This is a genomic window from Cellulosimicrobium sp. NPDC030954, from assembly GCF_055571305.1.
The window spans coordinates 605,161-616,995 of record NZ_JBVIFN010000001.1 but is presented as its reverse complement, the minus strand read 5'-3'; the positions used below and the strand labels follow the sequence as shown (position 1 = coordinate 616,995).

Sequence of the window (11,835 nt, the reverse complement as noted above, 5' to 3'; positions counted from 1 at the left end):
CCGGGCAGACGACCGCGGCACCGGGCCGGTCCGCGGGAGGTCACGAGGACGCTCCCGCCGGACCGGCGCCGGCGCCGTCGGCTCACCTCCGCCTGACGACCAGCACGCGCTGCAGGATCACGAAGACCAGGAGCAGCACGCCGATGACGATCTTGGTCCACCACGAGCTCAGCGTGCCCTCGAAGGTGATGATCGTCTGGATGAGGCCGAGCACGAGCACGCCGAGCACCGACCCGAGCACGAAGCCCGTGCCGCCCGTGAGCAGCGTGCCGCCGATGACGACCGCCGCGATCGCGTCCAGCTCCATGCCCACGCCCGTGAGCGAGTAGCCGGACCGCGAGAACATCGCGAACAGCAGGCCGCCGATGCCGGCGCACGTACCGCTCACCACGTACACGAGCACCTTGGTGCGCGCGACGGGCAGGCCCATGAGCATCGCCGACTGCTCGCCGCCGCCGATCGCGTACACGGTGCGGCCGAACTGCGTGTAGTGCAGCACGTAGAAGGCGATCGCGACGACGACCAGGGCGATGATGACCGCGGTCGTGATGCGCCAGCCGTCGCCGAACTGCTGGCTCCAGCCCGCCAGGGCGACGAACGACTCGTCCGTGATCGGGATCGACTGCAGCGAGATCACGTAGCAGAGACCGCGCGCGAGGAACATCGCCGCGAGCGTCGCGATGAACGGCTGGATGTCGAAGACGTGCACCATCAACCCGACCGCGAGGCCGAGGACCGTCCCGATGAGGACCGAGATGAGGAGCACGACGGCGACGGGCCACCCGCTCTGGAGCAGGGACGCCGTCGTGATGCCCGAGAGCGCCACGACCGCGCCGACCGACAGGTCGATGCCGCCCGTGAGGATCACGAAGGTCATCCCGACCGCGAGCACGATGAGGAACGAGTTGTTGATGAAGAGGTTCGAGATGACGCGGGCCGAGAGGAAGTTCTCGTACCGGCTGCCGCCCACCACCAGCATGAGCGCGAGCACCGCGAACGTGCCGAGGACCGGGAGGTAGCGCCGGTCGAGGCGGAAGCGGCTCGTGAGTCGCTCGGTCATTCTCGGGCCTCCGGGGGTGGCGGTCTCGGCGCCCCGGGGGTCGGGCGGCGAGGTCGGGGCAGGGGTCTGCACGGCGGACATCAGGCGCTCACCTCCGCGGCCGCGGCGGCCGTCGGGGCCGCGCGACGTCGTCGGGCGGCGACCAGGTCGCGCACCTTCGGCGACTGCGCGAGGCAGACCGCGATGACGACGATCGCCTTGAACAGGGGCGTGACGGACGGCGAGATGCCGAGCATGGTCACCGTGAGCGTGAGCGTCTGGATGATGAGGACGCCGACGAGCGTGCCCGAGAGCGAGAACTTGCCGCCCGCGAGCGACGTGCCGCCGATGACGACGGCGAGGATCGCGTCGAGCTCGATGAAGAGGCCGGCGTTGTTCGCGTCGGCCGCCATGGTGCTCGAGGAGATCATGAGGCCCGCGAGGCCCGCGAAGAGCGCGCACACCGCGTACACGGTCCAGATGATGCTGCGGGACTTGACGCCGGCGAGGCGGCTCGCCTCGGGGTTGATACCGACGGACTCGATGAGCATGCCGAGCGCCGTGCGCCGCGTGAGCAGCGCGACCGCGGCGAAGACGACGCCCGCGAGGACGACCGCGACCGGGACGCCGAGCCAGAACCCGGAGCCGATCGCCTTGAACGGCGCGCTGTTGACGGTCGTGATCTGGCCGCCCGTGATGAGCATCGCGACGCCGCGGCCCGCGGTCATGAGCACGAGCGTCGCGATGATGGGCTGGATCCCGAGGACCGAGACCAGGAAGCCGTTCCACACGCCGAGGACGAAGGACAGCGCGAGCGCGATCCCCGCGGCGACCAGGACGGTCGTCAGGCTGTCGGGCGAGGGCGACGACGCGATGAAGCTCAGCGCGACGGCGCCGGAGATCGCGACGACCGCGCCGACCGACAGGTCGATGCCCCGCGTCGCGATGACGAGCGTCATGCCGAGGGCGACGAGCAGCAGCGGCGCGCCGTTCTTCAGCAGGTTGACGAGCGAGCCGAACAGATGACCGTCCTGCAGCCGGATCGAGAGGAAGCTCGGCCGGTTGATGGTGTTGACCGCCAGCAGCAGGACCAGCGCGACGATCGGCCAGAAGAGCCGGTGCTGGACGGCGCGCTGCCAGGCGGGTGCCGTGGTGCTCATGACTCCTGCCCTCCGCTCGCGATGAGCTCGACGACGTCCTCGACCGTGACGTCCTCGTCGTTGGTGATCTCCGCGACCTTGACGCGGTCGCGCATGACGGCGATGCGGTGGCTGAGCCGCAGCACCTCCTCGAGCTCGGCCGAGATGAAGACGACCGACATGCCCTCGCCCGAGAGCTGGGCGACGAGCTTCTGGATCTCGGCCTTGGCGCCCACGTCGATGCCGCGCGTCGGTTCGTCCAGGATGAGGAGCTTGGGGGCCGTCGCGAGCCAGCGCGCGAGGAGCACCTTCTGCTGGTTGCCGCCCGAGAGGTTCTTGATGAGCGCGTCCGGGTTGCCGGGGCGGATCGCGAGCGCCTTGATGTACGTCTCGACGATCTCGTCGACCTGCTTCTTCGGCAGGCGTCGGGCCCAGCCGCGCTCCGCCTGGAGCCCGAGCACGATGTTCTCGCGGATCGTCAGGTCGCCCACGATGCCCTCGGCCTTGCGGTGCTCCGAGGAGAACGCGATCTTGTGCTGCATCGCGCTGCGCGGCGTGCGCAGGCGCGCGGGCGCGCCGCCCACGCGCACCTGGCCGGAGTCGGCGCGGTCCGCGCCGGCGAGCAGGCGCGCGAGCTCGGTGCGGCCCGAGCCGAGCAGGCCGGCGAGGCCCACGACCTCGCCCGGGTACACGTCGAGGTCGAACGGCTGGACGGATCCCTTGCGGCCGACGCCGAGCGCCTGGACGAACGGGGTGGTCCCGTCGCGGTCGGCCACCGAGCGCTTGGGGGCCTCCTCGAGCTCCTCGAGCACCTCGAGGGAGGTGCCGATCATCTTGGAGACGAGCTCGAGGCGCGGCAGCTCGGCGGTGACGTACTCGCCGACGAGCTTCCCGTTGCGCAGGACCGTCATGCGGTCCGAGATCTCGTAGACCTGCTCGAGGAAGTGCGAGACGAAGAGGATCGCGACGCCCTCGTCGCGCAGCCGCCGGACGACGGCGAAGAGCTGGGCGACCTCGTCCGCGTCGAGGCTCGAGGTCGGCTCGTCGAGGATGAGGACCTTGCACTCGACGACGAGCGCGCGGCAGATCGCGACGAGCTGCTGCACGGCGAGCGAGTGGGCCGCGAGCGACGAGGCCGGGTCGATGTCGAGGTTGAGGCGGGCGAGCATCTCCCCCGCGCGGCGGCGCGTCGTGCGCCAGTCGATCGCGCCGAGGCGGCGCGGCTCGTGGCCGAGCATGATGTTCTCGGCGACCGAGAGGTTCTCGCAGAGGTTGACCTCCTGGTACACCGGCGAGACACCGGCGGCCTGGGCCTCGCCCGGGCCCGAGAACGTGTGCTCGGCGCCGTCGACGACGATGCGACCGGAGTCGATCGAGTAGACGCCGGTGAGCGCCTTGATGAGCGTCGACTTGCCGGCGCCGTTCTCGCCCATGAGGGCGTGGACCTCTCCGGGCCGGAGCGTGAGGTCGACTCCGTCGAGCGCCTTGACGCCCGGGAACTCGATCGAGATCCCGGTCATCTCGACGACGGGTCGACCGTCGGGGACGGCGGTAGTCATGGGTGACCTTCCGTGCAGCGGTGGCGACGGGGCTGCCGGGCCCCGGGGCGCCTCAGGACGCCGGCGACGTCGGCATGCCGGCGGTGGTGCGTCGGCCGCGCGCCGGGGAGACGTGCTCTCCCGGCGCGCGACCCGTCCGTGGTGGCGGGGCCGGTCGGCGTCGACCGGCCCCGCCGGGCGGGCGTCCTCTCGGATCGCTCCGAGAGGGCCGCCGAGCGCCGGTCAGTACTCGCGCGTCGGGAGCGCCTCGACGGCCTGCTCCTGCGTGAAGGACTGGTCCTCCACGACGATGCGCTTCTCGACCTCCTCGCCCGCGACGACCTTCTTGATGATCTCCGCCAGGTCCGGGCCGAGGAGCGGGTTGCACTCGACGATGAAGTTGATCTTGCCGTCGGCGAGCGCCTGCATGCCGTCCTTGACCGCGTCGACGGTGACGATCTGGATGTCCTCGCCCGGGACGAGGCCCGCGGCCTCGATGGCCTCGATGGCGCCGAGGCCCATGTCGTCGTTGTGCGCGTAGACGAGGTCGATGTCGTCGTGCGCCTGGAGGAAGCCCTCCATGACCGTCTTGCCCTCGGCGCGCGTGAAGTTGCCCGTCTGGGAGTCGATGATCGTGACGTTCGGGTTGTCCTTCGTGGCGTTCTCGAACCCGGTCTTGCGGTCGATCGCGGGCGCCGCACCGGTGGTGCCCTGGAGCTCGACGACGTTCATCGGCTCCGTCGCGGCCTCCGAGACCCAGTCGCCGGCCATCTCGCCCTCGAGGATGAAGTCCGAGCCGATGAACGACTCGTACAGCGTCTCGTCCTCGGAGTCGACCGCGCGGTCCGTGAGGATCACGGGGATCCCGGCGTCGCGCGCCTCCTCGAGCACCGCGTCCCAGCCGGACTCGACGACCGGGGAGAACGCGATGACGTCGACGCCCTGCGCGATGTAGGAGCGGATCGCCTGGATCTGGTTCTCCTGCTTCTGCTGCGCGTCGGAGAACTTGAGGTCGAAGCCGTTCTCGGCCGTGAGCGTGTCCTGGATGGACTTGGTGTTCGCCGCGCGCCAGCCGGACTCGGCGCCCACCTGCGAGAAGCCGACGACGATCGCGTCGCCGCTGCCGCCGTCGCCACCCGCGTCGTTGCTGCTGTCGTCCGTGCTGCCGCCCCCGCTGCTGCACGCCGCGAGCGCGAGGACCGCCACGCCGGCGAGGACACCCGTCAGACGCGTGCGCGCCTTGGTCGTGCTGAACATGCTCTCCTCCTTGAGATGCGACCTCGGCGCCGTGCCGAGGGTCGTCGGGTCGTGCCAGCCCACCATCGGGCTGTTGACTCTTGTTGATACATGTTTGCTTGTGTCAATGTCTAGCGGTGTCAGTGCCCCTCCCGCAAGCCCCGACCCGGCATTCCGCATAACCGTTCGGTAACCGTTGTGGTCACCGCCCGGCACTGCGGCGTGCCGTGCGCGCGGAGCCTGCCGAGGCACCGAGCCCCAGACCTGCGGATGTGATCGCTCACACCCTCCCGAGAGACGATGTTAGCGCTCACACGCGCGGAGGGGAAGCGACCCCCCGTCACGGTTCGGTCACGACCGCACCGACCGAGAGGGCCCCCGCCGCCGAGATAGCGACGTACAGCCGCGACGGCGCGCGAAAGGGTGTCGCAGGTCGCTATCTCGGCCGGGGGGTCGCTATCTCGGCGTCAGAGCGGGAGGGGTTCAGAGGCCCTGCGCGACGCGGTAGAACACCTGGTTCCACCGCACCTGGTCGCGGAAGCCTCGGCGCGTCGTGGCCTCGTCGATGACCAGGAGCTCGGTGCGGGCGATGTCCGCGAAGACCTCGAACGCGTCGATCCCCGCGGCCGTGGAGAGCACCGTGTGGTGCGCGCCGCCCGCCGTCAGCCACGCCTCGGCGGAGGTCGCGAAGTCGGGGCGCGGCTCCCACACCGCACGCGCCACGGGCAGGTGCGGCAGCGGCGCGCTGGGCGCGACGACGTCGACCACGTTGGCGGTGAGGCGGAACCGGTCGCGCATGTCCGCGAGGGACACGACGACGCCGACGCCCGGATCGGCGTCGAACACCATGCGGACGGGGTCCTCCTTGCCGCCGATGCCGAGCGGGTGGATCTCGACCCGGGGCCTGGAGGTCGTGAGCGACGGGCAGATCTCGAGCATGTGCGCGCCGAGGATCTTCTCGCTGCCGGGCGTGAGGTCGTAGGTGTAGTCCTCCATCAGCGACGCCCCACCGGGCAGGCCTTCGCCCATGACCTTCGCGGCGCGCACGAGGACGGCCGTCTTCCAGTCGCCCTCGGCGCCGAACCCGTAGCCCTTGGACATGAGGCGCTGCACCGCGATGCCGGGGAGCTGGCGCAGGTCGCCGAGATCCTCGAAGTTCGTCGTAAACGCCTTGGCGCCGACCGACTCGAGGAACGTCTCGAGCGCGATCTCCTGCCGGGCCGCGTACCGCAGCGACGCGTGCCGGTCGCCGTCCTTGCGCAGCTCGGGGACCACGTCGTAGAGGTCCTCGTACTCCGCGACGAGCGCGTCGACGTCGGCCTCGGAGACCTCCTCGACCGCGCGCACGAGGTCGTTCACGCCCCACGTGTTCACGCTCACACCGAACCGGAGCTCGGCCTCGGTCTTGTCGCCCTCGGTGACCGCGACGTTGCGCATGTTGTCGCCGAACCGGGCGAGGCGCAGCTCGTGCGTCGCGGCCCAGCCGGCGGCGCCGCGCACCCACGACCCCACGCGCGCCGTCACGGCGGGGTTCGACACGTGCCCGACGACCGTCGTGCGCGCGACGCCCAGGCGTGTCGCGACGTACGCGTACTCGCGGTCGCCGTGCGCGGCCTGGTTGAGGTTCATGAAGTCGAAGTCGATCGTGTCCCAGGGCAGCTCGACGTTGGCCTGCGTGTGCAGGTGCAGCAGCGGCTTGCGGAGCTGGTCGAGGCCCCCGATCCACATCTTCGCGGGGCTGAAGGTGTGCATCCACGTCACGACGCCCAGCACGCGGTCGTCCGCGTTGGCGTCGAGCATCGCGCGCCGGATCGAGCCGGCGTCCTTGAGCACGGGCTTCCAGACCACGTTCGCCGGGACGTCGGGCGACGCGTCGAGCGCGCGCGCGACCTCCTGGGACTGCTCGGCGACCTGCCGGAGCGTCTCCTCTCCGTACAGGTCCTGGCTCCCGGTGAGGAACCAGATCTCGCGGTCCGCGTAGGGCTTGCTCATGTCGGTCCATCTCTCGTGTCGTGAGGCGGGCGCCGCACCGCTGCGGTCCCGTCCCGGGTGGTCGTGCTGCTGTCGTGCTGCGTCGTGCTCCACGTGCCCGGTGCGCGGCGCACCGCGGGTGCCGAGACCGCCGCGGGGGGCGGCACCGACCCGTGGTCAGCGCGGGTCGGGTGCGGGCTGCTGCCCGTAGACGTGCTGGTACCGCGCGTAGAGCGAGTCGACGTCGTCCTGCGCGATGCGCGTGGGCTCGCCGAGCTGCCGGCTGACGTGCACGGTCCGCGCGACCTCCTCGCACATGACGGCCGCCTTGACCGCCGCGCGCGCGTCCGTGCCGATCGTGAACGGGCCGTGGTTGCGCATGAGGACCGCGGGGCTGCGGGATTCGCGCAAGGTCTCGACGATGCCGCGCCCGATCGAGTCGTCGCCGATCAGCGCGAACGGCCCGACGGGGATGTCGCCGCCGAACTCGTCGGCCATCATCGTCAGGACGCACGGGACGGGCTCGCCGCGCGCGGCCCAGGCGGTCGCGTACGTCGAGTGGGTGTGCACGACCCCGCCCACCTCCGGCAGGTGCCGGTACACGTAGGCGTGCGCCGCCGTGTCCGACGACGGCGACCGGTCGCCCTCGACGAGGGCCGCGTCGAGGTCGCACACGACCATCGCCGCGGGGGTGATGTCGTCGTACGCGACGCCGGACGGCTTGATGACGAGCAGGTCGCCCGAGCCGTCGGGGCGCGTGGTGTCGCGGACCCGCTCGGACACGTTGCCCGCGGTCCACACCACGAGCTCCCAGCGCGGGAGCTCGGCGTGCAGCGCGGCGACGCGCTCCTTGGCGGCATCGACGGCGTCGCGCAGGTGGGCGGGCACGGCGGGCACCGTGGGCTCAACGGGTGCCGCGACGTCCGCGGCCGGGGTGGGCGTGGTCATGCGAGGTCCTCTCCTTCGGTGCGGGCGGGCAGCGCCGTCACGGCGGCTCGCTCGACGGCGAGCCCCGCGGCGTAGCGGTCGAGGTAGGCCGCGAACCCGGCGACGTCCGCCGGGTCGGGCGCGACGGTCTCGATCTGGGCCGACGCGAACACGTGGTCGCGCAGGTACGCGCCGAGGTCGTGGCCGACGACACCGTCCGCAGACCCGGACGCGGTGCCCGACGCCTGGGCGCGTGCGAACCCGGCGAGCACCGCGATGCCCCACGCGCCGCCCTCGCCCGCCGTGCCTCCGACGCTCACCGGCGCGTCGATCGCCGCGGCGAGCAGCCGCTGCGCGACGCCCGCGGTGCGGAACATGCCACCGTGCGCGAGCATCCCGTCGAGCCGGACGCCCTCGCCCGCGAGGACGCGCATCCCGAGCGCGAGCGTCCCGAACGCGCCGTAGACCTGGGTGCGCGCGAAGTTGGCGAGCGTCAGGCGGCTCCCGGGCGTGCGCACGACGAGCGGCCGCCCCTCCGCGAGCCCCGTGATCGGCTCGCCCGCGAGGTAGTTGTAGGCCAGCAGCCCGCCACCGTCCGCGTCGCCGTCCAGCGCGGCGCGGAAGAGGGCGCCGAACACGTCGTCCGGGCCCGCGTCGCTGCCGACGGCCGCGGCGAGCTCGCCGAGCAGGCTCGCCCACGCGTCGAGCTCGCTCGCGCCGTTGTTGCAGTGGACCATCGCGACGAGGTCGCCCGCGGGGGTCGTGACGAGGTCGAGCTCGTGGTGCACGCTGCCGAGCGGAGCCTCGAGCACGACCATCGCGAAGATGCTCGTGCCCGCGCTGACGTTGCCGGTGCGCGGCGCGACGGCGTTGGTGGCGACCATGCCCGTGCCGGCGTCGCCCTCGGGCGGGCACAGCAGCACCCCGGGGACCAGCGCGCCCGACGGGTCGAGCCAGGCGGCGCCCTCGGCCGTGAGCCGGCCGGCGTCCGCACCCGCCACGAGGACCTCGGGCAGCAGCTCCGCGAGCTTCGGGCCCGCGCGGTGCGTCGCGGCACGCTCGTCGACGAGCGCGAGGAGCGCGTGGTCGTAGTCGCGCGTCGCCGGGTCGACGGGGAACATGCCCGACGCGTCGCCCACGCCGAGCACGTGCCGCCCGGTGAGCCGCCGGTGGACGTACCCGGCGAGCGTCGTGAGCGACGCGACCTGCGCGGCGTGCGGCTCGGCGTCGAGGATCGCCTGGTACCAGTGCGCGACCGACCAGCGCAGCGGGACGTTGTACCCGAGCAGCTCGGTGAGCTCGGCGGCGGCCGGGCCGGTCGACGTGTTGCGCCACGTGCGGAACGGGACGAGCAGCTCGCCGTCGGCGTCGAACGCGAGGTAGCCGTGCATCATCGCGGACACGCCGAGCGCGCCGTAGGTCGTGGGGCGCACGCCGTACCGCTCCTCGACGTCGTCGACCAGGCGCGCGTAGCACTCGCGCAGCCCGGCCTCGACGTCGTCGAGCGAGTACGTCCACACGCCGTCCTCGAACCGGTTCTCCCACGCGTGGCTCCCGCTCGCGAGCGGCGTGCCGTCGACGTCCACGAGGCACGCCTTGATCCGCGTCGACCCGAGCTCGATCCCGAGCGCGGTCTCCCCTGCCACGACGGCTGCCCGACGGCGGCCGACCTCGTCCTGCTGCACCATTGCTGCTTCTCCTCGTCGCGGCGTCGCGCCTCGGTCGTGACTGTCTTCTCGAATGTTAGCGCTCACAACCGGCGGGGCCAACTCCCCCGGCACTGGCATCTCCGATGTCTCGCGGATGTCTCGCAGGCAGGAGCGCGCGACGTCAGCCGCGCGGCGTCGCCGTGCTCTCGCGGACCATGAGCTCGGGCGGGATGGAGACGGGACGGACGGTCGCGCCGGACAGGGCGTCGATCATCATCCCCATGCACCGGCGCCCGAGGGAGCCGAACGGCTGGCGCACCGTCGTCAGCGGCGGGATGAAGTGCCCCGCGCCCGCGACGTCGTCGAACCCGACGACCGAGACGTCGCCCGGCACCCGCACGCCCTGCTCCCAGAACGCCCGGAGCAGGCCGAGCGCGAGCTGGTCGTTGCCGGCGAAGACCGCGGTCGGCCCGTCGCCCGCGCGGACCGCGTCCGCGAGCTCCTTCCCGACGGCGTAGCCGCGGTCGGAGGACCAGTCGCCGCGCACCGGCTCGGGCACCGGAGCACCGTGCTGCTCCAGCGCCGCGCGCCAGCCCGTCTCGCGCTCGCGCGCGTCGAACCAGTCGAGCGGGCCGGACAGGTGCAGCACCGTGCGGTGGCCCAGGCCGAGCAGGTGCTCGGTGGCGAGCCGGGCGCCGAGCCGCTGGTCGACCGCGATCGACAGGATCGCGCCGGGAGCGCCCAGCGCCCCGGCGCCCGGGCGCACGACCTCGGCGGCCTCGCCCTCGCCCGGGCGGTCGCGTGCCGCGATCATGATGACCGGCACCGGGGCGCGGAACGAGTCGACCGCCGCCGCGACGTCGGTCTGCGGCGCGATGACGACGATGCCCTCGACGCCCTGGTCCATGAAGTGCTCGAGCACGCGGTGCATCGTGTCCGCGTCGTAGCGCCGGATCGTCGCGACGCTCACGAAGTACCCCTGCTCGCGCGCGGCCTCCTCGACCGCGATGAGGGTCGACGTCGGCCCGTACAGCGCGGAGCCCGTCGTCACGACGCCGATCGTCCCCGAGCGCATCGTGACGAGCGCGCGGGCCGCGCTGTTGCGGCGGTAGCCGAGCGTCGCGATCGCGTCGAGGACGCGGTCGCGCGTCTCCGGCCGCACGCTCGGGTGGTCGTTGAGCACGCGCGAGACCGTCTGGTGCGACACGCCCGCGAGCCGCGCGACGTCGGACATCGCGGGCGGGCGCGTGCGCGGCGACGGCCCGTCGCTCACGACCCGGCCCCCTCGGGGTCGCGGCGCGGCGCGGGAGCGGCCGCGAGCGCCGCGGCAAGCTCGGCCGACCGGTCGCGCGCGGCCTCGAGCGCATCGAGGAACGCGGCGCGCACGCCGCCCGCGTCGAGGCGGCGCAGCGCGGCGACGGTCGTCCCGCCGGGCGAGGAGACCTTCTCGCGCGCGATCGCCGGGTGCTCGCCGGTCTCGCGCAGCATCGTCGCGGCGCCGTGCACCGTGGCGGTGGCGAGCTCGAGCGCCGTGGCGCGCGTCAGGCCCAGGAGGACGCCCGCCTCGGCGAGCGCGTCGATCACGTAGAAGACGTAGGCGGGGCCGGAGCCCGAGAGCGCCCCGACCGCGTCCTGGTCCTTCTCCGCGACGCGCACGACGAGCCCCGTCGCGGACAGGAGGCGCTCGACGAGCGCGACGTCGTCGTCGTCCGCGGCGGCACCGCCGCTCACGGCGCTCACCCCGGCGCCCACGACCGACGGCGTGTTCGGCATGACCCGCACGACGGCGGTGCCCGCCGGGAGCCGGTCCTCGTAGAAGGCCGTGGGGAGCCCGACGACGACGCTCACCACGACGGTCCCCGCGCCGACGGCGTCGTGGACCTCGTCGAGCAGCGCGGCGACGTCCTTCGGCTTGACCGCGACGACCACCACGCCGGCGCCGCGCACGGCCTCGACGTTGTCCTGGGTCGTCCGGACACCATGGCGCGTCGCGAGCTCCTCGGCCCGCTCCGGCCGGCGCACCGTCGCGACGACGTCGCCGGGGTCCCAGCCCGACGCGAGCGCGCCCGCGAGGACGGTCTCGCCCATGACGCCCGCGCCGAGGACGGCGAGCGGTCGCGCAGGGACGGACGGGGTCGGACGGTCGGTCATGGGCGATCAGCTCCCGGTGGTCGGTGAGGGCATTCTTGCGCACCCGGCGGGTGCGCGGGACCGCGGGGCGGCCGCCGCGGCGCCGCGCCGCGGGCCGTACGCCCCGGGCAGTGGGCGCCCGCAGGGCGTCGGGACGGCGTCGGGGACCGCGTCAGGACCGCGTCAGGACCGCGTCAGAGCGGGGT

At 72.9% G+C, this 11,835-nt stretch carries 9 protein-coding genes; all 9 read right to left on the bottom strand.

The window, feature by feature from the left end; translation table 11 throughout:
• Nucleotides 1-82 precede the first annotated feature (82 nt).
• Nucleotides 83-1,060 carry a galactofuranose ABC transporter, permease protein YjfF gene (gene yjfF, locus ACZ402_RS02575; protein WP_375822362.1) on the bottom strand — a complete coding sequence of 326 codons (978 nt, stop codon included), beginning with the start codon at nt 1,058-1,060 and terminating at the stop codon, nt 83-85.
• 80 nt (nt 1,061-1,140) lie between these two features.
• Nucleotides 1,141-2,199 carry an ABC transporter permease gene (locus tag ACZ402_RS02570; RefSeq protein WP_375822363.1) on the bottom strand — a complete coding sequence of 353 codons (1,059 nt, stop codon included), beginning with the start codon at nt 2,197-2,199 and terminating at the stop codon, nt 1,141-1,143.
• Nucleotides 2,196-3,737 (bottom strand): sugar ABC transporter ATP-binding protein, encoded by a 1,542-nt coding sequence (locus tag ACZ402_RS02565; RefSeq protein ID WP_375822364.1) that lies wholly within the window; start codon nt 3,735-3,737, stop codon nt 2,196-2,198. The genes ACZ402_RS02570 and ACZ402_RS02565 overlap by 4 nt, the downstream gene beginning before the upstream one ends.
• A 222-nt stretch (nt 3,738-3,959) precedes the next feature.
• Nucleotides 3,960-4,973, bottom strand: a complete 1,014-nt coding sequence (locus ACZ402_RS02560; RefSeq protein ID WP_264031128.1) for an ABC transporter substrate-binding protein — start codon at nt 4,971-4,973, stop codon at nt 3,960-3,962.
• Nucleotides 4,974-5,435: 462 nt separating this feature from the next.
• The gene (gene araA / locus ACZ402_RS02555) at nt 5,436-6,944 is read right to left on the bottom strand and encodes an L-arabinose isomerase (protein WP_375822365.1); all 1,509 of its coding nucleotides are present in this window, start codon (nt 6,942-6,944) and stop codon (nt 5,436-5,438) included.
• 156 nt (nt 6,945-7,100) lie between these two features.
• Complete coding sequence (locus ACZ402_RS02550; RefSeq protein ID WP_375822366.1) at nt 7,101-7,871, bottom strand: L-ribulose-5-phosphate 4-epimerase; 771 nt, start codon at nt 7,869-7,871, stop codon at nt 7,101-7,103.
• The gene (locus tag ACZ402_RS02545; RefSeq protein WP_375822367.1) at nt 7,868-9,538 is read right to left on the bottom strand and encodes a xylulokinase; all 1,671 of its coding nucleotides are present in this window, start codon (nt 9,536-9,538) and stop codon (nt 7,868-7,870) included. Before ACZ402_RS02545 ends, ACZ402_RS02550 begins: the two co-directional genes overlap by 4 nt.
• A gap of 142 nt (nt 9,539-9,680) precedes the next feature.
• Nucleotides 9,681-10,733, bottom strand: coding sequence for a LacI family DNA-binding transcriptional regulator (locus tag ACZ402_RS02540; RefSeq protein WP_375822748.1), 1,053 nt, complete (start codon nt 10,731-10,733; stop codon nt 9,681-9,683).
• A gap of 35 nt (nt 10,734-10,768) precedes the next feature.
• A complete protein-coding gene (gene proC, locus ACZ402_RS02535) occupies nt 10,769-11,650 on the bottom strand; it encodes a pyrroline-5-carboxylate reductase (RefSeq protein WP_375822368.1) in 882 nt (293 codons plus the stop codon).
• Nucleotides 11,651-11,835 lie beyond the last annotated feature (185 nt).

Bases quoted from the DNA above. Each gene is read 5' to 3' on its own strand.
- yjfF (WP_375822362.1), bottom strand. From the start codon at position 1,060: ATGACCGAGCGACTCACGAGCCGCTTCCGCCTCGACCGGCGCTACCTC.
- ACZ402_RS02570 (WP_375822363.1), bottom strand. From the start codon at position 2,199: ATGAGCACCACGGCACCCGCCTGGCAGCGCGCCGTCCAGCACCGGCTC.
- ACZ402_RS02565 (WP_375822364.1), bottom strand. From the start codon at position 3,737: ATGACTACCGCCGTCCCCGACGGTCGACCCGTCGTCGAGATGACCGGG.
- ACZ402_RS02560 (WP_264031128.1), bottom strand. From the start codon at position 4,973: ATGTTCAGCACGACCAAGGCGCGCACGCGTCTGACGGGTGTCCTCGCC.
- araA (WP_375822365.1), bottom strand. From the start codon at position 6,944: ATGAGCAAGCCCTACGCGGACCGCGAGATCTGGTTCCTCACCGGGAGC.
- ACZ402_RS02550 (WP_375822366.1), bottom strand. From the start codon at position 7,871: ATGACCACGCCCACCCCGGCCGCGGACGTCGCGGCACCCGTTGAGCCC.
- ACZ402_RS02545 (WP_375822367.1), bottom strand. From the start codon at position 9,538: ATGGTGCAGCAGGACGAGGTCGGCCGCCGTCGGGCAGCCGTCGTGGCA.
- ACZ402_RS02540 (WP_375822748.1), bottom strand. From the start codon at position 10,733: ATGTCCGACGTCGCGCGGCTCGCGGGCGTGTCGCACCAGACGGTCTCG.
- proC (WP_375822368.1), bottom strand. From the start codon at position 11,650: ATGACCGACCGTCCGACCCCGTCCGTCCCTGCGCGACCGCTCGCCGTC.